The sequence below is a fragment of the Halomonas marinisediminis genome (genome assembly GCF_004347715.1).
GTDB lineage: Bacteria > Pseudomonadota > Gammaproteobacteria > Pseudomonadales > Halomonadaceae > Halomonas > Halomonas icarae.
Genome location: NZ_SLTR01000009.1, coordinates 52479 through 73318 on the forward strand (window position 1 = coordinate 52479; position 20840 = coordinate 73318).

Sequence of the window (20840 nt, forward strand, 5' to 3'; positions counted from 1 at the left end):
AACAATCATGGGATCACCGGAACCCCTCGTCGCCAACCAGGCGCCGGGGAGCGCCGCATACTACCAGAGTCGCCGCCGGAGGCCAATTGCCAGGTTCACCAATTTTGCGGGTACTACGCGTCGCCATTCCCTCGCCGCTGCATCGCCTGTTCGACTACCGCCCAGCCCCCGACGTTCCGGCCTGCGGCTGGCAGCCGGGGCTACGAGTGCGTGTGCCCTTCGGTCGCCGCGAGGTGGTCGGCATCGTGGTGGAGTGTCGCGAGCAGAGTGACCTGCCGCTGACTGCCCTCAAGCGAGTCACTGCCTGCCTGGACGACGCCCCGCTGCCCCCGGACTGGCTATGGCTGTGCCGCTTTACCGCACGCTACTATCAACACCCACTGGGCGACACCCTGCACCAGGCATTGCCGGTCCTGCTGCGTCAGGGACGTGCGCTGGCCCCACGCACACGCGAGCGCTGGGCGCTTACCCCGGCGGGACACGCCGCGGGGAGCGACGCCCTGCCCCGTGCCCCACGCCAGGCGGCGTTGCTGGAGATGCTGCGCCAGCACCCCCACGGCCTGGTCAGCCAGGCGATCCTCGCCCAGTCATTCAGCCGCGACCAGCTCAAGGCTCTCTCCGCCAAGGGGCTTGTCGAACGTCACGAGGAACCCCTCACCGCCGCGCCCCTCCCCGACCCTGATCATCTGCTGGCCAGCCCTGCGCTGCCGCTCAACCGCGAGCAGGCTCATGCTCTTTCGGCGCTCCACGAGCGGCTCGATGGCTACCACCCCTGCCTGCTGGAGGGCGTCACCGGCAGCGGCAAGACCGAGGTCTACCTGCAGTTGATCGAGGCGGTCGTGGGGCGCGGCCGCCAGGCGCTGATACTGGTGCCGGAGATCGGGCTCACCCCCCAGACCCTGGCACGCTTCCGCAAGCGCTTCCGAGTACCGGTGGTCGCCCTGCACTCGGGGCTCACCGAGCATGAGCGACTGGATGCCTGGGAGGCCGCGGCCAGCGGCCGGGCCCCCATCGTGGTCGGCACCCGCTCGGCGATCTTCACCCCTCTGGCCCGCCCTGGTGCGCTAATCGTCGACGAGGAGCATGACGCCTCCTACAAGCAGCAGGATGGGCTGCGTTACCATGCCCGAGACCTCGCCGTGGCCCGCGCCCACCACCACCGCATCCCGCTATTGCTGGGCAGCGCCACGCCCTCGCTGGAGAGCCTGGCCCGGGCGCACAGAGGCGAGTGGCGTCACCTGCCACTGACCCGGCGCGCTACCCGCCACGCCCCCGCGCGCCTGGAGCTGCTCGACCTGCGGGGGCGCCCTCGCTTGGGTGGCCTGGCCCCACCGGCGCTGGAGGCGATCTCGGATACGCTCGACGCCGGCCACCAGGTATTGGTGTTCATCAATCGCCGCGGCTTCGCGCCCACCCTGGCCTGCCATGCCTGCGGCTGGCTGGCCGAGTGCGACAGCTGCGACGCGCGCATGACGCTTCATCGCCAGCCGCCGCTACTGGCCTGCCACCACTGCGATCGCCGCCGCGTCCTGCCCGACGCCTGTCCCGAGTGCCAGAGCATCGACCTGCGGCCGCTGGGCAGTGGCACAGAGCGAACCGAAGAGACTCTCGCCGAGCGCTTCCCCAAGGTGCCGGTGCACCGCATCGATCGCGACAGCACCCGCCGTCGCGACGCCTTCGAACAGGCCCTGACCGAGGTTCGCCGCGGTGACCCCTGCCTGCTGGTGGGCACCCAGATGCTCGCCAAGGGACACCACCTGCCTCATGTCACACTGGTCGTGGTAGTCAATGCCGACGCCGGCCTCTATGCCAGTGACTTCCGCGCCCTTGAGCAGGGTGCTCAGCTGCTGGTGCAGGTGGCCGGCCGCGCCGGTCGTGCCGCCCAGCCCGGGCGAGTGCTGGTCCAAACCATGCATCCCGACGACCCTCACCTGCGCCTGCTGGCCGAGCGCGGTTATGCCGCCCTCGCCGAGCGCCTCCTGGAAGAACGACGCGCCGCCGCGCTGCCACCATTCCGCTTCCTGGCCCTGCTGCGCCTGGAAAGTGCCAGGGAAGAGGCCGCCGGCGAGCTGGGCCGCCGCACCGCCGCCGCACTGCGGGCCTGGCTGGCCGAACGCCAGCTGACGGTGGACTGCCTGGGCCCGGTGCCGGCCCCCATGGAGCGGCGCCAGGGTCGCTATCATCTGCAGCTGATGCTCGGCGCCGAAAAGCGTAGCGCCCTTCACGAGGCCGGTGCCTGGCTCACCGCCTGGCTGGAGGCCACCCCCGAAGCCCGCCGGATACGCTGGTCGCTGGATATTGATCCGCAGACGCTCAGCTGAAGCCTGCCCTTTAAAGCCGCCCCACAATTGCCGATAATGGCCGGCCATGCCCGCTCAGGGCTCCATTTCCATGCCCACGCCGGGGCGAGCGCCTCTTTATCGCCGGTTCATCGGCCGCTCACCCCGACGCCACAGGACATCCAACGCCCCATGAAAGAGACCATCGTTGCGCTGCTCGAGGACGCCCTCGACTCCCTCAGGCAGCAGGGCGTGCTGCCCGCCGACCTCGCCCCGACCATCAAGGTCGATCCCACCCGAGACAAGGCGCATGGCGATTACGCCACCAACCTGGCACTGATGCTGGCCAAGCCAGCCGGCCGCAAGCCCCGTGAGCTGGCCGATATCCTGGTGGCCGCCCTGCCCGAGAGCCCGGCGGTCAGCCGGGTCGAAATCGCCGGTCCCGGCTTCGTCAACTTCTTCGCCGCCACCGACGCCGCCGCCCAGGTGGTCCGCCAGGTGCTCGATTCGGGCGATGCCTATGGACGCAGCCTCACCGGCCAGGGGCAGAAGGTGCAGGTGGAGTTCGTCTCCGCCAACCCCACCGGGCCGCTGCATGTCGGCCACGGTCGCGGGGCGGCCATCGGCGACTGCGTCTGTCGCCTGCTCGAAGCCACCGGCTTCGATGTGACCCGCGAGTTCTACTACAACGACGCGGGCGCCCAGATCACCAACCTGGCGCTCTCGGTACAGGCCCGCGTCAAGGGGCTCGGCCCGGAGGATGAAGGCTGGCCGGCGGACGGTTACCGCGGCGGCTATATCATCGATGTGGCCAATGCCTACCTGGGTGGCGAGACCGTGCATGCCGACGACCGCCACGTTACCGCCAAGGCCGACCCGGACGACCTGGCGGCGATCCAGGAGTTTGCCGTGGCCTATCTGCGCCGCGAGCAGGACCTCGACCTCAAGGCCTTCGGCGTGAACTTCGACGTCTACTTCCTCGAGTCCTCGCTCTACCGCGACGGCAAGGTGGAGGCGACCGTCGAGCGTCTGGTCGAGAATGGCCACACCTACGAGCAGGATGGCGCCCTGTGGCTGCGCACCACCGATTTCGGTGATGACAAGGACCGGGTGATGCGCAAGACCGACGGTCAGTACACCTACTTCCTGCCCGACGTGGCCTATCACCTCGACAAGTGGCAGCGCGGTTTCACCACCGTGATCAACGAACAGGGGGCCGACCACCACTCCACCGTGACCCGGGTACGCGCCGGTCTGCAGGCCCTGGAAGCCGGCATCCCTAAGGGCTGGCCCGACTACGTGCTGCATCAGATGGTAATGGTGACCCGCTCCGGCGTGGAGGTGAAGCTCTCCAAACGCGCCGGCAGCTACGTGACCGTTCGCGATCTGATCGACGAGGTGGGGCGCGATGCCACCCGCTTCTTCCTGGCCGCGCGACGAGCCGATTCCCAGCTCACCTTCGATATCGACCTGGCGCGCTCGCAGTCCAACGACAACCCGGTCTACTACGTGCAGTACGCCCACGCCCGGGTGTGCAGCGTCGAACGTCGTGCAACGAATGACGGACTGCCCTTCGACCACGCCCTGGCCATGGGCAATCTGGGTCGTCTGGAGGAGGACCAGGAGAAGGCGCTGCTGAACCGCCTGGCCCGCTTCCCCGAAGCGGTGACACACGCGGCCGCCGCCCGCGAGCCTCAGCAGATCGCCCAGTACCTCCTCGATCTGGCCGCCGACTTCCACACCTGCTACAACGCGGTGAAGGTAATGGTCGAGGATGACGCCCTGCGCAACGCCCGCCTGGCCCTGGGCCTGGCCACCCGCCAGGTGCTGCGCAACGGCCTGGAGCTGATGGGAGTCGGCGCCCCGGAGGAAATGTAACCCATGGCGACTCGCAAGCAGCCTGCGAAAAAGCGCGGCGCCACCAACAACCGGCGCCAGCCCAGCAAGAAGCCCCGTCGCGAATGGCGTCTTCCCGGCTGGATATGGGGCCTGGCCGGCCTGGTGGCCGGCTTCCTGCTCTCCCAACACCAGCACGGTGTGGCACCCTGGCAGGTAGAGGACTCACCGCTGGCCACGGTACTGCCGCGGAGCGTCTCGCCCGAGAGCGCACCAGCGCCACCCGCGGAGCCCAGCGAGCCGCCGATGCCGACCTTCGAGTTCTATACCCTGCTGCCGGAGTCCGAGGTGATCGCCCCCGGCGGGGAGATGCCCGCCTCCACGGCGACCCCGCCACCGGCGGCGGAGGTCGCAACCAATGCTGACTCGGCTCCCGCGGACGATCCGATCGCCGAGGTGATCGCCGCCAATCAGGCCGGCGACCGCCGGAGGTCGACTGAGCAGAGTACGACCGCCACCAACGCTTCGGGTCAGCGCTATATGCTACAGGCCGCCTCCTTCCGCGAGGCCAGCGATGCCCGGCAGCTGCGCAGTCGGCTACGTGACTTCGGCCTGCTGGCGCAGGTCAGCGAGGTCAAGGCAGGCGGCGGTCAGACCTGGCACCGCGTTCAGGTGGGACCCTACGAGGACCGCCGAGAACTGTCGCGCGCCCAGGACCTGATGACCACCCAGGGCATCGAGCCACTGCTTATCCAGCTCAACAACTGAGCAGGAACGCCCCATCTGCACGCTGCCCGCTTGAATTTCTGGCGCCACGCCCACACCTACTCCCACCAGACAGATCCATTACGGCGCCCGCAGGGCGCCGAAAGTCATCGGGAGCCGTTGACCCGCTCCCCCAAGGAGTCCCCTCCATGACGACGATCGTATCCGTGCGCCGCGGTGACCAGGTAGCGCTGGCCGGCGACGGCCAGGTTTCACTAGGCAACACCGTAATGAAGGGCAACGCCAGCAAGGTACGGCGCCTCTACCGCGGCGACGTGCTGGCCGGTTTCGCCGGCGGCACCGCCGATGCCTTTACCCTCTTCGAGCGCTTCGAGGCCCAGCTGGAGAAATATCAGGGCAACCTGGTCAAGGCCGCCGTGGAGCTGGCCAAGGAGTGGCGCACCGACCGCGCCCTGCGCCGCCTGGAGGCGCTGCTCGCCGTGGCCAACAAGGACGCCTCGCTGATCATCACCGGCAACGGTGATGTGCTGGAACCCGAGGGCGGCATCATCGCCATCGGCTCCGGTGGCAATTTCGCCCTGGCCGCGGCGCGTGCCCTGATCGAGAACACCGACCTCGGAGCCCGCGAGATCACCGAGAAGTCGCTCGAGATCGCCGGCGATATCTGCGTGTTCACCAACCATAACGTCACCCTCGAGGAGCTGCCTGCCAAGGCGGGCTAAGGCCGACACCATGACCCAGATGACCCCCCGCGAGATCGTTCACGCCCTGGACCAGTTCATCATCGGCCAACAGGATGCCAAGCGCGCCGTGGCCATTGCCCTGCGCAATCGCTGGCGGCGCATGCAGCTCGACGGCGATCTTCGCCAGGAAGTGACGCCCAAGAACATTCTGATGATCGGTCCCACCGGCGTCGGCAAGACCGAGATCGCCCGCCGCCTGGCCAAGCTGGCCCGTGCCCCCTTCATCAAGGTCGAGGCCACCAAGTTCACCGAAGTGGGTTACGTGGGCCGCGACGTGGAGTCGATCGTGCGCGACCTTACCGAGGCGGCCATCAAGCTGGTTCGCGAACAGGCCAAGGAGGAGGTCGCGCATCGCGCCGAGGATGCCGCCGAAGAGCGCATCCTCGATGCCCTGCTGCCACCGCCCCGGGGCCAGGAAGACGAGCCCCGCCACGACAGCTCCACCCGCCAGATCTTCCGCAAGAAGCTTCGCGAAGGGCAGCTCGACGACAAGGAGATCGATATCGAGGTCTCCCAGCAGGGGCCCAATGTCGACATCATGACCCCGCCGGGCATGGAGGAGATGACCAGTCAGCTACAGAGCCTCTTCTCGGGCATGGGCAAGCAGAAGACCGAGACGCGCCGCATCGCGGTGAAGGATGCCTTCGCCGTGCTGCGCGACGAGGAGGCCGGCAAGCTGGTCAACGAGGAGGAGATCAAGGCCCGCGCCATCGAGTCGGTGGAACAGAATGGCATCGTCTTCCTCGACGAGATCGACAAGGTCTGCAAGGGCGGCGGCCAGTCCAGCGGTGGCGAAGTCTCCCGCGAGGGCGTGCAACGCGACCTGCTGCCGCTGATCGAGGGCTCCTCGGTCTCGACCAAGTACGGCATCGTGAAGACCGATCATGTGCTGTTTATCGCGTCCGGCGCCTTCCATCTGTCGCGCCCCTCGGACCTGATTCCTGAGCTGCAGGGCCGCCTGCCGATCCGCGTCGAGCTCAACGCCCTGACCCCGGATGACTTCAAGCGCATCCTCACCGAGCCCTCCGCAGCGCTGACCAAACAGTACCAGGCACTGCTGAACACCGAGGGGCTGGAGGTCGCCTTCACCGAAGACGGTATCGAGCGCATCGCCGAGATCGCCTGGAAGGTCAACGAGGGCACCGAGAACATCGGCGCACGCCGCCTGCACACCGTGATGGAGCGACTGCTGGAGGAGGCCTCCTTCCAGGGCAGCGATATCGGCACCCCGTTGACCATCGACGCGGCCTACGTCGACTCCCAGCTCGGCGAACTGGCGATGGACGAGGATCTGTCGCGGTATATTCTCTAACCCCCCAGCCGTAAGCAGTAAGCGATAAGCTGTAAGTACCCCCTCGATGGCGCAGCCCTGATAGCATTACGAGCACAGAGCTGCGCCACGGCAAGGCGTTACGAGCAGAAGCTGGACGAAGTCCACTTACAGCTTAAAGCTTAACGCTCCGGGCGAAGCCCGGTACCGGAGGTGCCCATGACCGCCCCTATTCCCGCGAATGTTCACTACCATCGCAAGGCCCGTGAGCTGGAGCTCGGCTATGCCGATGGCCAGAGTTACCGGCTCGCCATCGAGTACCTGAGGGTCTTCTCACCCTCCGCCGAGGTACGCGGCCATGGCAAGGGCCAGGAGACCCTGCAGACGGGCAAGCAGTTCGTCGGCCTCAAGGACATCACGCCTGCCGGTCGCTACGCCCTCAAGCTGCACTTCGATGATGGCCACGACAGTGGCCTGTTCAGCTGGGACTACCTGTGGTGGCTGATCAACCACCGCGAGGCCAACTGGGCCGACTATCTCCAGCGTCTGGAGGCGGCCGGCGCCAGCCGCGAGCCACTGGGCATAGAAATCAAGCAGCTGTAACCCGCGTCAAGACAATCGCCGCTGCAGGAGGCTACAATGGCGCCCATCCGAGGCCTTGACCTCTCCCATGCAGCGATTCGGGAGCCCCATCGCATGAGCGCCAACTCCAGCTCCAGGGACCAGCAGACCACCGATTTCGGCTACCAGGAAGTGCCTCTCGACGAGAAGGCCTCCCGGGTCGCCGATGTGTTTCACTCCGTGGCGGCTCGCTACGACGTCATGAACGACCTGATGTCGTTCGGCATCCACCGCCTCTGGAAGCGCCTGACCATCGAGCGTGCCGGCGTGCGCCCGGGGCACAGTGTGCTCGACATCGCCGGCGGCACCGGCGATCTGACGCTGAAGTTCTCGCGCACGGTGGGGCCTCGCGGACGTGTCGTCCTGGCCGATATCAACGAGTCGATGCTGCGCGTCGGCCGCGACAAGCTGCTCGACCACGGCGTGGGCGGCAATGTCGAGTATGTCCAGGCCAATGCCGAATGCCTGCCCTTTCCGGACAATACCTTCGACTGCATCACCATCGCCTTCGGCCTGCGCAACGTGACCGACAAGGATGCCGCCCTGCGCTCGATGGCCCGGGTACTCAAGCCGGGCGGCCGACTGCTGGTGCTGGAGTTCTCCAAGCCGCGCAACCCCCTGCTGACCCGTGCCTACGACGAGTACTCCTTCCGTCTGTTGCCGAGAATCGGGCAGGTGGTGGCCAGCGATGCCGACAGCTACCGCTACCTGGCCGAGTCGATCCGCATGCATCCCGACCAGGAGACACTCAAGTCGATGATGGAGGCGGCCGGCCTCGAGCGGGTGGAGTACACCAACATGACCGGGGGCATCGTGGCCCTGCACCGCGGCATAAAGCTCTGAGGTGGGCATGGCCGTGACCCCGACCCTGCTGCTCGCCGCCGCCGAGAGAACCCTGAACGCCCTGCTGGCCCGCGACCCGGCGGCGCCCTCACGCCTCGCCCGCCTTGCGGGCCAGCGCCTGCTGCTGCGCCTCGAGAACCCCGAGCTGGCACTCGCCATCCACTTCCATCCCGGTGGCCTCGACCTGCTGCGTGCCGAAGACGGCGCCGAGGAGGACCATGATGCCGTGGTCGAACTTGACGCCGAGAGCCTCGGTGCCCTGCTTGGCGGCGCTTCCATGGAACGCCTGATGTTCCAGGGACGGCTGGCGGTGCGTGGCCGCATCCCGCTGCTGGAAGCTACCCGCGACCTGTTGCTGGACCTCGACCTGGACTGGGAGGGGGAGCTGGCCCGCTGGCTCGGGGATATCCCGGCCCACAGCCTGGCCGAGGGTCTGCGCCGCCTGGGCCGCTTCGGGCTGCGCTCCCGCGACGAGTTCTATGCCGACCTCTCGGAGTACCTGGTCGAGGAGGCGCGCCTGCTGCCGGGCCGCCCTCAGCTCGAGGTGCTGCGCGACCACCTTACCGAGCTCGAGGTGGCCTCCGACCGCCTCGAGGCACGCCTGGCCCGCCTGCACCGGCGCCTGGCGGACAGGGTGACGGCATGATCCTGCTGCGTCTGCTGCGCATCCTGTGGGTGATCACCCGCTACCGTCTCGACACCCTGCTGCCCTTCGAGCGCCTTCCCTGGCCGCTGCGGACCCTGTTCAGGCTTTCGCCGCTGCGACTGGTCCCCATCGGTGAGCGCTCACGCGGGGAGCGCCTGCGCCTGGCCCTCGAGTCGCTGGGTCCCATCTTCATCAAGTTCGGCCAGGTACTCTCCACCCGCCGCGACCTGTTGCCCGAGGACGTGGCCGACGAGCTCAAGCGGCTACAGGACCAGGTCCCCCCCTTCCCCGGCCAACAGGCCCGAGAGGTGGTGGAAGCGGAGCTCGGGCTATCGGTGACCGAGGCCTTCGCCCGCTTCGACACCGAGCCGCTGGCCTCGGCCTCGATCGCCCAGGTACACGGTGCCCGGCTGCACGGCGGCGAGGAGGTCGTCGTCAAGATCATCCGCCCCGGCATCGAACGGGTGATGCGCCAGGACATGGCCCTGCTCTACCGTTTCGCGCGACTGCTGAGCCTCGTGCCCGAGGCGCGACGCCTGCGTCCGGTAGAGGTGGTGCGCGACTACGAGACCACCCTGTTCGACGAGCTCGACCTGCACAAGGAGGCCGCCAACACCTCCCAGCTCAAGCGCAATTTCAAGGACTCCCCACTGCTCTATGTGCCCGCCATTCACTGGGAGCTGACCCGCCAACGGGTGATGGTTCAGGAGCGTATCTATGGCGTGCCGGTCGCCGATATCGACGCACTCGAGGCCCAGGGCACCGACCTCAGGAAGCTTGCCGAGCGCGGCGTGGAGATCTTCTTCACCCAGGTGTTTCGTGACAACTTCTTCCACGCCGACATGCATCCGGGGAATATCTTCGTCTCCCGCAAGCACCCCCACGACCCCCAGTACATCGCGATCGACTGCGGCATCGTCGGCAGCCTGACCCGCGAGGATCAGGACTACCTCGCCCGCAACCTGCTGGCCTTCTTCCATCAGGACTACTACGAGGTAGCGGCGCTGCATATCGAATCGGGCTGGGTCGGCGAGCACACCCGCGCCAACGAGTTTGCCGCGGCGATTCGCACCGTGTGTGAGCCGATCCTCGAGAAACCGCTCAAGGACATCTCCTTCGGCCAGGTGCTTCTGGGCCTGTTCCAGACCGCCCGTCGCTTCGACATGGAGGTACAGCCCCAGCTGGTCCTGCTGCAGAAGACCCTGCTCAATATCGAAGGCCTGGGGCGTCAGCTCTATCCCGAGCTGGACCTGTGGCAGACCGCCAAGCCCTATCTGGAGCGCTGGATGCAGGAGCGCGCCGGGGTAAAGGGGCTATGGGCCTCTCTCAAGCGTCACGCCCCCGAGCTCAGCCACCAGTTGCCCGAGCTGCCAACCCTGGCCCACCAGGCGCTGGCTCAGGCCGAGCTGGAAAAGCGTCAGCGCCGGCGCCAGGGCGAGGCCCTGGGGGGCATCCAATATCAGCTGGAACGCCAGGGGAGGCGTCATCGCCGATTGCGACTGGGCCTGCTGCTGGTGGCGCTGGCCATGGCCTGGCAGCCTCTGGTCGAATGGGCCGATGGCCAACCCTGGCCGGCGCTGGTCGCCACTGCCATCGGGCTGCTACTGCTGGCCTGGTACTGACCCCGTTTCACGCCCCCCTTTTTTCACGGAGACGTCATCGATGAGCGATATTCTTGAGCGGCTTCAGGTTGTCCTGGATCAACGTCGCGAGGCCAATCCAGCAGACTCCTACGTCGCTGCCTTGCATCACAAGGGCTTGAACAAGATACTCGAGAAGGTCGGCGAAGAGGCTACCGAGACCCTGCTTGCGGCAAAGGACGCTGAGGACGGTGGTGACGCCGAACGTCAGGCATTGATCGCCGAAACCGCCGACCTGTGGTTTCATAGCCTGGTGATGCTGTCGCATCTCGGGCTCGAGCATGGTGCACTACTCGACGAACTGGCTCGTCGCTTCGGCATCTCCGGCCACGACGAGAAGGCCGCACGCGAGCCATAACCCGCTGGACACGACATCACTGGCCGTTCCGGGTGAGCCGGAACCCCCAACAAGAGGAAGCACTAATGTTAGGTGGCATCAGTATCTGGCAGCTGCTGATCGTACTCGGCATCATCATTCTGATCTTCGGCACCAAGAAGCTGCGCAACGTCGGCACCGATCTGGGTGGCGCCGTGAAAGGCTTCAAGAAGGCGATGAGCGAGGAAGAGAAGGGCGAGCAGGACGAGAAGAGCGGCGCCGAGAGCGAAGCACAGGCCCGCGTCGACCACAAGGAAGCGCCCAACACCTACGACGTTCAGGCCGAGCGAAAGCCCGAGGAACAAGAAGAGCGCAAATAAACCGCCATGTTCGATATCGGCTTTCTCGAACTCCTGCTGCTCGGCGTGGTAGGCCTGCTGGTGCTGGGACCGGAGCGGCTGCCCAAGGCGGCGCGCACCCTGGGCTTATGGATCGGCAAGATCAAGCGAACCGTTTCCGGCATGCAGCGCGAGATCAGCGCCCAGCTGGAGGCGGAGGAGCTGCGCCAGAAGCTCGACGAGCAGCAGAAGAAGCTGGACGACAGCGTCTCCCGGGTGAAACACGGCGTCGAGGGCCTCGCCAAGTCCGAGGATAGGACCCACGATGCCGTGAAGCCGCCTCAGCAGGCGCCCGCATCATCCCCGGAACAGCGCCTGGATGATGCCCTGGCACGCGCCCGCGAGGGTGCCGCCGACGCTGACGCCGCTCCCCAGCCCTCCCCCGTCGACAAGGACGCCCCACAACGATGAGCAACCCCGGTGACGGCCCGGAACAGCACCAGGCCCCGCTGATCGAGCACCTGATCGAGCTGCGCTCGCGTCTGTTGCGCGCGGTGGTGGCGGTGCTGGTGATCTTCCTCGGCCTCTACGCCTTCGCCAACGACATCTACCTCTTCGTGGCCCAGCCGCTGATGGCGCTGCTGCCGGAAGGATCACAGATGATCGCGACCGAAGTCGCCTCGCCCTTCCTGGCCCCCTTCAAGTTGACCCTGGTGGCGGCCGTGTTTATCGCCGTGCCCTATGTCCTGCATCAGGCATGGGCCTTCGTGGCCCCGGGCCTCTACGACAACGAGAAGGCCCTGGCCATCCCGATCCTGGCCTCCAGCGTGCTGCTGTTCTACGCCGGCGCGGCATTCGCCTATTACGCGGTCTTTCCGCTGCTGTTCGAGTTCTTCACCCAGACCGGGCCGGAGAACGTGACGGTGATGACCGATATCAATGCCTACCTCAACTTCGTTCTGAAGTTATTCTTCGCCTTTGGCATGGCCTTCGAGATCCCCATCGCCACCTTCCTGCTGATCGCCTCGGGCGCCACTACGGTGGAGAGCCTGTCGAAGAAGCGTCCCTATGTGGTGCTTGGCTGCTTCGTGGTCGGCATGCTGCTCACCCCACCGGATGTGATCTCCCAGAGCCTGCTGGCGATCCCCATGTATCTGCTCTACGAGGTGGGGCTGCTGTTCGGCCGACTGGCCCGACGCAAGAAGGAGCGGCGCGAGGTGGAGGACGACTCGTAAGCTGGAAGCTGGAAGCTGGAAGCTGGAAGCTGGAAGCTGGTCCGCAGCCTAGAACAGATCGCCCCCATGGCAACGCCATGGGGGCGATTTATCTTCCAGCTTCCAGGCGCGAAGCGCCGCTCTACAAGCTTACGGCTCCCGGCCCAGCTCGGTCAGAGGTCCATCAGCTCGTCGACCCTGTCGACCAGCTTGAAGATGCCGGTGGCGGCCTCGCTGATGCGGGTGGCGAGCATATAGGCCGGTGTGGTGACCACCCGGTGCTCGAAGTCGACCACGATATCCTCGACGCCGCAGCTGCGGTGCAGGCCCCCCATGGCGCTGATGGCACCCGACACTCCGGGATCCTGACCGATGGTGACGGCGATGCCTGTACCGAGCAGCTTGGGCACCATCACCGGGCTGATGCACATCAGCCCGATGGGCTTGCGCGCCTCATGGAAGCCCTGCAGCGTCTCCTTGAGCTCGTCGAGTACCCGCATCTCGGCGCCATCCAGGGCGAAGCTGGAAAGATTCTTGGCGGCACCGAAACCTCCGGGCAGAATCACCGCATCGAACTCGTCGGCGTCCAGTTCGTCCAGCGCCTGGATATCACCCCGCGCCAGGCGAGCCGACTCACTGAGCACATTGCGCGTCTCGCCTTCCACCTCCTCACCGCTTCGATGATCGATGACGTGATGCTGGGCAATATCCGGGGCAAAGCAGCGATAGCCCAGACCCAGCTGGTCGAGCCGCAGCAGCGTCAGGGTGGTCTCGTAGATCTCGGCGCCATCATGGACACCACAGCCCGAGAGGATCACCGCCACCTGTTTGCTCATGCCTATCTCCTTGCATAAGTCGCCTGCCAACGAGCGACAGGACCAATAATCGAATATGACACTCTAGAGCCATCCCTCGGGTGCGACAAGGCAAGCCTTTCGGCACCAGGCCACACTGATATACTCATGGGCCGTCCATTCCCATCCAAGTCATCAAAGAGCGCCGGACTTCCGTCGGTGGCGCCAGAGCCGGAGAGACGATCTTGAGCTTCACGACCCCACGCCACTTTCCCGCCACTCGCATGCGCCGCATGCGCCGCGATGCCTTCTCGCGCCGTCTGATGAGCGAGAATGTGCTGACGCCGGCCGACCTGATCTGGCCGGTCTTCGTCCTGGAGGGCGAGGGCCAGCGCGAACCGGTACCCTCCATGCCGGGTGTCGAGCGACTCTCGGTGGATCTGCTGATCGAGGAGGCCCGCGAAGCACTCGAGCTGGGCATTCCCGCCCTGGCCCTGTTCCCGGTCGTGGATGCCTCGCTGAAGAGCGAACTGGCCGAGGCGTCCTATAGTCCCGACGGCCTGGTGCAACGCAGCGTGCGGGCCCTCAAGGAGGCTCTCCCCGAGCTGGGCATCATCACCGATGTGGCCCTGGACCCCTACACCAGCCACGGCCAGGATGGCATCCTCGACGAGCAGGGCTATGTGCAGAATGACCGCACCGTGGAGACGCTGCTCAGGCAGGCGCTCTCCCACGCCGAGGCCGGTGCCGACGTGGTGGCACCCTCGGACATGATGGATGGCCGCATCGGCGAGATTCGTCAGGTGCTCGAGCAGGAACAGCGGGTCAATACCCGCATCATGGCCTACAGCGCCAAGTATGCCTCGCGCTACTACGGCCCCTTCCGCGATGCGGTGGGCTCCGCCGCCAACCTGGGCAAGGCCGACAAGAGCACCTACCAGATGGACCCGGCCAATGGCGACGAGGCCCTGCATGAGGTGGCCATGGACCTGAGCGAGGGTGCCGACATGGTGATGATAAAGCCCGGCATGCCCTACCTCGACGTGGTGCGTCGGGTGAAGGATGAGCTGAAGGTACCCACCTATGCCTATCAGGTCAGCGGCGAGTACGCCATGCATATGGCGGCTTTCGAGAACGGCTGGCTGGATGCCGATAGCGTGATCCTCGAATCCCTGCTGTGCTTCAAGCGCGCCGGCGCCGACGGCGTGCTGACCTACTTCGCCAAGCGGGCCGCACGACTGCTCACCGAGCAGTAGCGGCGTCAGGCGTCGGCCTCCGGGCAACACCCCCCGGCCGACGCCGATGACCTGCCGACTCGCGCTACACCGCGATCTGCCCGCCATCCTGCCTCTGAATCACCACGGTAGACGCCCGGGGCCGCACACTACCCTGGGCCTGCTCGGTGGCATCCTCCGAGGCCGGCCAGTTGCCTGGATGCTGGATATTGATAAACAGCGCCGTCCTGTCCGGGGTGGCGAAGATCCCGGTGACCTCGCAGCCATTGGGTCCCACCGCGAAGCGCTTGAGGTGCTGCTGGTTATCGGCAGTCATCACGGCCTGCTCGCCGCCCGTCCCCAGGGCCCCCGGCACCACCGCCAGCAGCTGATCATTGGTATGCTCGGCGACCCCGGCGTAGCCGTTATCGGTCTGGATCCACAGGATCCCCTGCCCATCACCACGGTCGTCGTACCAGAGGCCATCGGGGCTGGCGAACTGATTCATCTCGGTCAGCCCCGAGAGATTGTCGCTATCGGCGGCTGCCGCCCCGAAGACGAACACTTCCCATGCGAAGCGAGTCACTCCATCGCCCTCCCGCCAGCGGATGATATGTCCCGCACCGTTGTCGGGTCGCGGGTTGGCGGGGTTGGTCGGGGCGGTGGCAAACCCCACACCGGGCTCCTCGACCGCACCGCCGCCATTGGTGAAGGTCGCCTCGCTCCCCTCCCCGGTGCGCTGGCTGTTGTTGGTCAGGGTGATATAGACCTCGCCGGAGGCGGGGTCCACGCTGGCCCACTCGGGACGATCCATGGGCGTGGCCCCCATCAGATCGGCGGCGTCGCAGGTGTTGATGATGATGCCTGCCAGATCGTCGGCGGCCAGCCCCAGGGCCTGGTGGAGGCGGCGGCCGTCAACGGTCTGCGCCTCCGGGGTCAATGGCAACCACTCTCCTCGACCGTTGGCATCGAAGCGCGCGGCATACAGCACGCCGTGGTCCAGGTACTTGGCCCCGATGGTCAGCCGGTCGTAGGCCTCGCCTGGGCGGTTGGCATCGGCCGGTTCCCAGGCGGCGGCGGAGACGAACTTGTAGATATACTCGTTGCGTGCGTCATGGCCGGAGTAGAAGACCACCGGCTTGCCGGGCTCAAGCTTGCCGAGCCAGCAGCCCTCGTGGCGGAAGCGGCCAAGGGCGGTGCGCTTCACGGCGCGACGAGAGCCGTCGTAGGGATCGATCTCCACCTGATAGCCGAAGGTTCGCGCCTCGTTGCGATAGTCATCGCGAGCATCGGCGCCCCGCGGGGTGATATCGAAGCGGGCAAACTCGTCGTTCTGCTCGGAGGAGTCACCCGCCGAGGTCTCCCAACCATAGCGGGAGCGCTGTGTAGGGATTCCGATGCGAGCATCGTCCCGAAAGCGCTCGCCGGTATTGACGAAGATATTCGGCCAGTTCTCCTCGCAGGCCAGGTAGGTGCCCCAGGGCGTGAAGCCGTTGCCGCAATTGTTGTTGGTGCCGCGGGCAAGCCTGCCCTCCGGCGAGAAGCGCGTGCGCACATAGTCGCTGCCGGCGACCGGTCCGGCGAGTTCCATCACGGAAGCACTGGTAAGCCGACGGTTATAGGGAGAACCAGGCACATGGTGCCAGTGGCCATCGGCGGACGCCTCTACCTCCACCAGGGTCACCCCGTGGGCATTGATCTCGGTGCGCGACTCCTCGGCGGGGCGGACACCCTCCTCGGCATTGGTCGGGCCTCCCTCAGGCGCCCACAGCGCCTGCTGGTCGATATACTCGTTATTCAGCGCCAGCACGAAGCGCCGGGAGGCCGTCGACTCATCCAGCGCAAAGCCATGCATGCCATCATGGTGCATGCCCACGCTGGTGGCCTGACGCTCCGCGGTCATGGGCAGATCGTCATGCCACTCCTGGGTCTCTTCAGCGAGCGATGTGCCCCAGGGCACCAGCACCTGGGCAGTATAGCCCGGCGGCACCACCACGGCGTCGGTGCGCGAGCCGCGTACCGATTCGAAGGCCAGGGCCAGTGGCGTCTTCTGGTCGACACTCGAAGCCAGCACCCGAGCGGCCCCACCGAAACCCAGCATCGAGGCGGCCGCCAGCCCCAGGCCGCCACGCATCACGCTGCGCCGCGTGACATGACGCTCGAGAACGGAGGCGAAGGGCTCGTTGCCGCTGGGGTTCAGGACGCGGTGATCCTCGATTTCCTTGCTCATGCTGCTTTCCTCGTCGGATGGGGGAAGCGTCAGGCGCCTCCAGGGAACGAGGTCAGGCTAGGCGAACGGGGTGACAGTACGATGAACCGCCGATCGAGAGGTGACATCTTGGCCGCCTGACAGGCGGGCATGCTAGAGCTACCCCTTGCGGAAGGCAGCGAGGTCGTGGGGATCGAACCCCTCGACGCGCTCGGGCAGGCCCCGCTCTTCTCGGGCCTGACGCACCCTCATGCGCTCGGCAACGGCTTCGCCATCATCATCCAGGGTGCGACCGTTGAGGTCGGCGAGCTGCAGCATGCCTTGGTGGTAAAACGCGAGCAGATCCAGGGCGGTATCATTGCCCTCCTTGGAGGCACGCCGCAGCCCCGGCAGATAGCCGCTGACCCGAGCGAGGTGATGCTTGAGCTGCCACGCATAGCGTACTTCCGCCATCCAGGGGCGCTCACGCACCACGGCAAATACTAGGCTGGTCGATACCAGACCCAGCACCACCCCCAGCACATTGAGCCAGAAGCCGCCGTCGAAGGCGGCCTGCAGCAACTGGGAAAACAGCAGCCCGAAGACGACCAGCTGGGCCGCCATGGCCAGGCTGATCAGGCGCCCCTTGCGGCGGTAGGTTTCGGGGTCGTGCTCCTCGAAGTGAAACGACATGCTGGACTCCTGGTTGGCGAATCGGTGATGGCCGGCATTATCCCGTCATCGTTATCGGTGGTACAGCGTAAGCCGTCACCCATATCGCTCGGGGCCGATCCGGGGAAAGGCCCGCGAGGAGACGCTCTCAACGCAACCGCTCGGCGGCGGAGAGCAGCAGATGCTCGGTGGTCTCCCAACCGATGCAGGCATCGGTGACCGACACCCCGTGGCGCAAGCGCCCCGGCTCCAGCGCCTGCTTACCCTCGTGAAGATGGCTCTCCAGCATCACTCCAGTGATCGCCGTCTCGCCGGCCTGGCGCTGTGCCAGCACGTCGAGCAGCACCTCGCTCTGGCGGCGATGATCCTTGCGTGCGTTGGCGTGGCTGCAGTCCACCATCAGCCGCGGGGAGAGACCACCCTCCTCCAGGGCGCGACGAGCCGCCTGAACATGATGTGCCTGATAGTTGGGTTCGCCGTGACCGCCGCGCAGCACCAACTGGGTGTAAGGGTTGCCCTCGGTATCGCGGATCACCGGCCGCCCCTCGCTATCCATGCCGAAATGGCTATGGGGATGAGCCGCGGCACGCATGGCATCCAGGGCTACACCGATATCACCGCCGGTGGCATTCTTGAAGCCCACCGCCGCCGCGAGTCCACTGGCCAGCTCACGGTGCAGCTGGGATTCGGTGGTACGGGCGCCGATCGCCACCCAGGAGAGCAGATCCTCCAGATAGGGCGCCAGCATCGGCTGCAGAAGTTCGGTGGCCACCGGCAGGCCCAGTGCCGAAACATCGCGCATCAGCCGGCGCGAGACCTCGAGGCCGCGGGCCATGTCCCCCGTGCCGTCGAGGCCAGGATCATAGGCCAACCCCTTCCACCCCACGGTAGTACGCGGCTTCTCGACATAGACCCGCATGACAAGCAGCAGGCGGTCTTCCACTCGTGCCGATAATTCTGCCAGCCGCTGGGCATACTCCAGGGCCGCCCGGGGGTCGTGGATGGAGCAGGGGCCGACCACCACCAGCAGGCGATCATCGTGGCCGGCAAGAATATTGTGCACGGACTGGCGCTGGCTCTCGACGCGGCGCTTCAGGTCAGCGGAGAGCGGTAGCTCACGGCACAGGTCGCCGGGCGTGGGCAGCACTCGAGCGGGATGGGCGGCGGGGCGCAGGGAATCGTTCAGGGGGGCGGCGGCAAGAGTAGCATTCATGACGTCATCAACTCCGGGTAGCGGTCATACATCGTGTTTGTCGGATGCCACCGATTTCGCTACGGTCGGATGTGGCGGAGTGAGCCGACCGCAGCTCGCTAAATCGCCAGTAGCCGTAATAGCCCACGCAGCATAGGGTCTGGCGGATGGCGATGGATGCGGTCATGATTCTCTCCTCGATATCTACTGTGCTGTCGGGCGACGTGGCCGTGATGGTTTCGGGCACCCAGGAACGCAGAACCCCCGGGCGGGGCTGCCGTCCGGGGGTTCTGGTGGAGGCGGCCCTGGGGGGGTGTGCCTCCGGCGATGTCGTCTTTTGCGCGTTCAGGACATGGCCGCCGGCACACCGGTCATAAAGTAGCCATACCAGAAACCGCTTGTGGCCGCGCACAGCGATCCCACACGCTCGCTGGCGGCGTGATGGTGAAAGCGGTGAGTGGCGGATGCGGTCATGGGTCTCTCCTGTGCAGTCGCTTTATCGTGCCGCATCGCGGCAGGGCTGACAAGGCCCATCACACCAAAGGCCAAATGGTTCAGCTGGCGAACAACTGGTACCAGCCGATGGTGGCCGGCAGACAGCTCATGGCCACCAGCACTATCAGGCCCATGATGATGGACAGCAGGCCGCTGTTGTCGCTGAAGTTCTCGTCATGTCCCGCCATGTGTCGCTCCTTCGATTGCGTCAGGATATTGGGTCAGGGTAAGGCACTATTCTAGCGAAGATGACGACCACCGGCACGGCGCCGATGGTCGCACTCTGCTGATCCATGTGCAGGCTCAGCGCAGATGGCGACCGCCGTCCACCGGCAGGGTAGCGCCGGTGACATAGCGGTTGTCGAGCAGGTAGCGCAGGGTCTGATAGATGACCCCGGGGCCAGGCACCTTCCGCATCACCGACTTGGCGCGCGCCTTCTCGGCATAGGCCTCGTCGTCGTCCTCACCCAGCATGATCAGCGCCGGGGCGATGGCGTTGACCTGAATATCGGGGGCGTACATGGCGGCGAACGACAGGGTCAGATTATCGAGCCCCGCCTTGCTGGCGGCGTAGGCGGCGTGCTTCCGGGAGCCCTTCTGCACCACGTAATCGGTCATATGCACGATATCGCGCTGGGGCTCGCTGCACGCCTCGAGCAACCCGCGGGCGTGCAGGTTGATCAGATAGGGGGCCAGCATATGCACCCGGAACAGCCGCTCGAAGGTCGCCCCCGCCTCCTCCCCGCAGGAGTCGGGCGCCCAGTCGCTGGCGTTATGCACGATGGCACGCAGCGACGCTGTCTCGCGCTTGAGCCGCGCAAGGAAGTCGAGGATACCCGCCTCGCTGGAGAAGTCGGCCTGCAGGGTGACGATGTCTCGCTCGCGCAGCGCCTCGAGCTCGGGGCGCTCGCGACGATAGCTGATGATCACCGGATGGCCGTCGTTGATCAGCTGTTCGGCGCAGTGGCGACCCAGCCGCTGGGCGCCACCGGTGATCAGTATCGGTGAGGCACTCATGCACCGGCCTCACGCCGCAGGCTGCCCGCGGTGGGCACGATGGGGTCGCGGGGCGCATAGGCGAACACGTCGGAGAACACCCGCGAGGGCGACAGGCCCAGCGAGGCCAGCACATCGACGCAGGCGTAGACCATGCCCGGTGAGCCGGAGAGGTAGACATCATGGCCCGAGACATCCTCGAGCCCATTGGCCAGCGCCTGGTCGATGCGGCCGTGATGCCCCACTACTCGCTCGCCGGACCAGGGCAGCGCCGGGGTCACCTCGGTGACCGGATGGAAGTGAAAGTGGCGATGCGCCTCGGCCCATTCTCGGGGCAGGCTCTCCAGATAGAGATCACGCTCCTCGCGCGCCGCCCACCACAGGGCGATCTCGCGTTCGGAGTCGGCGACCAGCGCCCCCTCGACCAGCGCCTTCATCTGGGCAAAGCCGGTACCGGCGGCGATCAGGAGTAACGGCCGCCGACTGTCGGGGTCGAGCACGCAGTCACCGCCAGGCAGGCGCAGGGTCAGGCGGTTGGCCACCTTGACCATCTCGCGCAGCCGCACGGAGTTATCACGCTCCGGCCAGTGCTGGATATGCAGCTCGATCTCGCCGTCGCCACGCCAGGCATTGGCAATGGAGAACGGCACCCAGATCTCCTCGGCGAGCTTGAGCTCCAGGTATTGGCCAGGGTCGTGGGCGGCCGCCTCGGCGCGTCCGTCGAGCCGGACGCGAAATACGTCCTGGCTGAGGTCCTCGACCTCGGTGACCGGGCAGGTCAGGATCCTTGGCGTCATGAAATCCTCGTACGCATGTC

The 20840-nt window shown here is 66.3% G+C and carries 22 protein-coding genes; 14 read left to right on the forward strand and 8 right to left on the reverse strand.

Going from position 1 to position 20840, the window contains the following annotated elements; all coding sequences use genetic code 11:
* Nucleotides 1-104 precede the first annotated feature (104 nt).
* The 13 genes from E0702_RS08425 to tatC all read left to right on the forward strand — a co-directional run bounded on the left by E0702_RS08425 (nucleotide 105) and on the right by tatC (nucleotide 12493).
* Nucleotides 105-2321, forward strand: a complete 2217-nt coding sequence (locus E0702_RS08425; protein WP_306766908.1) for a primosomal protein N' — start codon at nucleotides 105-107, stop codon at nucleotides 2319-2321.
* Between the two features lie 150 nt (nucleotides 2322-2471).
* Complete coding sequence (gene argS, locus E0702_RS08430) at nucleotides 2472-4157, forward strand: arginine--tRNA ligase (RefSeq protein ID WP_132042785.1); 1686 nt, start codon at nucleotides 2472-2474, stop codon at nucleotides 4155-4157.
* Nucleotides 4158-4160: 3 nt separating this feature from the next.
* The gene (locus tag E0702_RS08435; protein WP_132042787.1) at nucleotides 4161-4883 is read left to right on the forward strand and encodes an SPOR domain-containing protein; all 723 of its coding nucleotides are present in this window, start codon (nucleotides 4161-4163) and stop codon (nucleotides 4881-4883) included.
* 146 nt (nucleotides 4884-5029) lie between these two features.
* The gene (gene hslV / locus E0702_RS08440; RefSeq protein ID WP_132042789.1) at nucleotides 5030-5563 is read left to right on the forward strand and encodes an ATP-dependent protease subunit HslV; all 534 of its coding nucleotides are present in this window, start codon (nucleotides 5030-5032) and stop codon (nucleotides 5561-5563) included.
* Nucleotides 5564-5573: 10 nt separating this feature from the next.
* The gene (hslU, locus tag E0702_RS08445; RefSeq protein WP_132042791.1) at nucleotides 5574-6896 is read left to right on the forward strand and encodes an ATP-dependent protease ATPase subunit HslU; all 1323 of its coding nucleotides are present in this window, start codon (nucleotides 5574-5576) and stop codon (nucleotides 6894-6896) included.
* A gap of 177 nt (nucleotides 6897-7073) precedes the next feature.
* Complete coding sequence (locus E0702_RS08450) at nucleotides 7074-7457, forward strand: gamma-butyrobetaine hydroxylase-like domain-containing protein (protein WP_132042793.1); 384 nt, start codon at nucleotides 7074-7076, stop codon at nucleotides 7455-7457.
* Between the two features lie 93 nt (nucleotides 7458-7550).
* Nucleotides 7551-8318 carry a bifunctional demethylmenaquinone methyltransferase/2-methoxy-6-polyprenyl-1,4-benzoquinol methylase UbiE gene (ubiE, locus tag E0702_RS08455; protein WP_132042919.1) on the forward strand — a complete coding sequence of 256 codons (768 nt, stop codon included), beginning with the start codon at nucleotides 7551-7553 and terminating at the stop codon, nucleotides 8316-8318.
* 7 nt (nucleotides 8319-8325) lie between these two features.
* Nucleotides 8326-8964 carry a ubiquinone biosynthesis accessory factor UbiJ gene (locus E0702_RS08460; protein WP_132042795.1) on the forward strand — a complete coding sequence of 213 codons (639 nt, stop codon included), beginning with the start codon at nucleotides 8326-8328 and terminating at the stop codon, nucleotides 8962-8964.
* On the forward strand, nucleotides 8964-10586 hold the full coding sequence (gene ubiB, locus E0702_RS08465) for a ubiquinone biosynthesis regulatory protein kinase UbiB (protein WP_132042921.1): 1623 nt from the start codon (nucleotides 8964-8966) through the stop codon (nucleotides 10584-10586). The genes E0702_RS08460 and ubiB overlap by 1 nt, the downstream gene beginning before the upstream one ends.
* A gap of 40 nt (nucleotides 10587-10626) precedes the next feature.
* On the forward strand, nucleotides 10627-10962 hold the full coding sequence (locus E0702_RS08470; protein WP_132042797.1) for a phosphoribosyl-ATP diphosphatase: 336 nt from the start codon (nucleotides 10627-10629) through the stop codon (nucleotides 10960-10962).
* Nucleotides 10963-11027: 65 nt separating this feature from the next.
* On the forward strand, nucleotides 11028-11300 hold the full coding sequence (gene tatA / locus E0702_RS08475) for a Sec-independent protein translocase subunit TatA (protein WP_132042799.1): 273 nt from the start codon (nucleotides 11028-11030) through the stop codon (nucleotides 11298-11300).
* Nucleotides 11301-11306: 6 nt separating this feature from the next.
* Complete coding sequence (gene tatB / locus E0702_RS08480; RefSeq protein ID WP_132042801.1) at nucleotides 11307-11729, forward strand: Sec-independent protein translocase protein TatB; 423 nt, start codon at nucleotides 11307-11309, stop codon at nucleotides 11727-11729.
* Complete coding sequence (gene tatC, locus E0702_RS08485) at nucleotides 11726-12493, forward strand: twin-arginine translocase subunit TatC (RefSeq protein ID WP_132042803.1); 768 nt, start codon at nucleotides 11726-11728, stop codon at nucleotides 12491-12493. The genes tatB and tatC overlap by 4 nt, the downstream gene beginning before the upstream one ends.
* Nucleotides 12494-12645: 152 nt before the next feature.
* Here the strand turns inward: tatC and elbB are convergent, their stop codons facing one another.
* Entirely contained in the window at nucleotides 12646-13308 is a 663-nt protein-coding gene (gene elbB / locus E0702_RS08490) for an isoprenoid biosynthesis glyoxalase ElbB (protein WP_132042805.1), read from the reverse strand.
* Between the two features lie 203 nt (nucleotides 13309-13511).
* Here elbB and hemB point away from each other — a divergent pair, with 203 nt between their 5' ends.
* Nucleotides 13512-14522: a porphobilinogen synthase gene (gene hemB / locus E0702_RS08495; protein WP_132042807.1), complete on the forward strand. Its 1011-nt coding sequence runs from the start codon at nucleotides 13512-13514 to the stop codon at nucleotides 14520-14522.
* A gap of 64 nt (nucleotides 14523-14586) precedes the next feature.
* On the opposite strand, the gene E0702_RS08500 is transcribed toward hemB, so the two are convergent.
* The 7 genes from E0702_RS08500 to E0702_RS08520 all read right to left on the reverse strand — a co-directional run bounded on the left by E0702_RS08500 (nucleotide 14587) and on the right by E0702_RS08520 (nucleotide 20820).
* Nucleotides 14587-16710, reverse strand: a complete 2124-nt coding sequence (locus E0702_RS08500) for a PhoX family protein (RefSeq protein ID WP_132042809.1) — start codon at nucleotides 16708-16710, stop codon at nucleotides 14587-14589.
* Nucleotides 16711-16848: 138 nt separating this feature from the next.
* Nucleotides 16849-17361, reverse strand: a complete 513-nt coding sequence (locus tag E0702_RS08505) for a DUF3087 family protein (RefSeq protein WP_132042811.1) — start codon at nucleotides 17359-17361, stop codon at nucleotides 16849-16851.
* A 127-nt stretch (nucleotides 17362-17488) separates the two neighbouring features.
* The gene (locus E0702_RS08510) at nucleotides 17489-18553 is read right to left on the reverse strand and encodes a 3-deoxy-7-phosphoheptulonate synthase (RefSeq protein WP_132042813.1); all 1065 of its coding nucleotides are present in this window, start codon (nucleotides 18551-18553) and stop codon (nucleotides 17489-17491) included.
* Nucleotides 18554-18877: 324 nt separating this feature from the next.
* Nucleotides 18878-19006 carry a hypothetical protein gene (locus tag E0702_RS20045; RefSeq protein ID WP_272922911.1) on the reverse strand — a complete coding sequence of 43 codons (129 nt, stop codon included), beginning with the start codon at nucleotides 19004-19006 and terminating at the stop codon, nucleotides 18878-18880.
* Nucleotides 19007-19086: 80 nt separating this feature from the next.
* A complete protein-coding gene (locus E0702_RS20050; RefSeq protein ID WP_272922912.1) occupies nucleotides 19087-19215 on the reverse strand; it encodes a hypothetical protein in 129 nt (42 codons plus the stop codon).
* Nucleotides 19216-19330: 115 nt separating this feature from the next.
* Nucleotides 19331-20044 carry a dihydromonapterin reductase gene (folM, locus tag E0702_RS08515; RefSeq protein WP_132042815.1) on the reverse strand — a complete coding sequence of 238 codons (714 nt, stop codon included), beginning with the start codon at nucleotides 20042-20044 and terminating at the stop codon, nucleotides 19331-19333.
* On the reverse strand, nucleotides 20041-20820 hold the full coding sequence (locus tag E0702_RS08520; protein ID WP_132042817.1) for an NAD(P)H-flavin reductase: 780 nt from the start codon (nucleotides 20818-20820) through the stop codon (nucleotides 20041-20043). The genes folM and E0702_RS08520 overlap by 4 nt, the downstream gene beginning before the upstream one ends.
* Nucleotides 20821-20840: the final 20 nt, after the last annotated feature.

Bases quoted from the DNA above. Each gene is read 5' to 3' on its own strand.
- argS (WP_132042785.1), top strand. From the start codon at position 2,472: ATGAAAGAGACCATCGTTGCGCTGCTCGAGGACGCCCTCGACTCCCTC.
- E0702_RS08435 (WP_132042787.1), top strand. From the start codon at position 4,161: ATGGCGACTCGCAAGCAGCCTGCGAAAAAGCGCGGCGCCACCAACAAC.
- hslV (WP_132042789.1), top strand. From the start codon at position 5,030: ATGACGACGATCGTATCCGTGCGCCGCGGTGACCAGGTAGCGCTGGCC.
- hslU (WP_132042791.1), top strand. From the start codon at position 5,574: ATGACCCAGATGACCCCCCGCGAGATCGTTCACGCCCTGGACCAGTTC.
- E0702_RS08450 (WP_132042793.1), top strand. From the start codon at position 7,074: ATGACCGCCCCTATTCCCGCGAATGTTCACTACCATCGCAAGGCCCGT.
- ubiE (WP_132042919.1), top strand. From the start codon at position 7,551: ATGAGCGCCAACTCCAGCTCCAGGGACCAGCAGACCACCGATTTCGGC.
- E0702_RS08460 (WP_132042795.1), top strand. From the start codon at position 8,326: ATGGCCGTGACCCCGACCCTGCTGCTCGCCGCCGCCGAGAGAACCCTG.
- E0702_RS08470 (WP_132042797.1), top strand. From the start codon at position 10,627: ATGAGCGATATTCTTGAGCGGCTTCAGGTTGTCCTGGATCAACGTCGC.
- tatA (WP_132042799.1), top strand. From the start codon at position 11,028: ATGTTAGGTGGCATCAGTATCTGGCAGCTGCTGATCGTACTCGGCATC.
- tatB (WP_132042801.1), top strand. From the start codon at position 11,307: ATGTTCGATATCGGCTTTCTCGAACTCCTGCTGCTCGGCGTGGTAGGC.
- tatC (WP_132042803.1), top strand. From the start codon at position 11,726: ATGAGCAACCCCGGTGACGGCCCGGAACAGCACCAGGCCCCGCTGATC.
- elbB (WP_132042805.1), bottom strand. From the start codon at position 13,308: ATGAGCAAACAGGTGGCGGTGATCCTCTCGGGCTGTGGTGTCCATGAT.
- E0702_RS08500 (WP_132042809.1), bottom strand. From the start codon at position 16,710: ATGAGCAAGGAAATCGAGGATCACCGCGTCCTGAACCCCAGCGGCAAC.
- E0702_RS08505 (WP_132042811.1), bottom strand. From the start codon at position 17,361: ATGTCGTTTCACTTCGAGGAGCACGACCCCGAAACCTACCGCCGCAAG.
- E0702_RS08510 (WP_132042813.1), bottom strand. From the start codon at position 18,553: ATGAATGCTACTCTTGCCGCCGCCCCCCTGAACGATTCCCTGCGCCCC.
- E0702_RS20045 (WP_272922911.1), bottom strand. From the start codon at position 19,006: ATGACCGCATCCGCCACTCACCGCTTTCACCATCACGCCGCCAGCGAG.
- E0702_RS20050 (WP_272922912.1), bottom strand. From the start codon at position 19,215: ATGGCGGGACATGACGAGAACTTCAGCGACAACAGCGGCCTGCTGTCC.
- folM (WP_132042815.1), bottom strand. From the start codon at position 20,044: ATGAGTGCCTCACCGATACTGATCACCGGTGGCGCCCAGCGGCTGGGT.
- E0702_RS08520 (WP_132042817.1), bottom strand. From the start codon at position 20,820: ATGACGCCAAGGATCCTGACCTGCCCGGTCACCGAGGTCGAGGACCTC.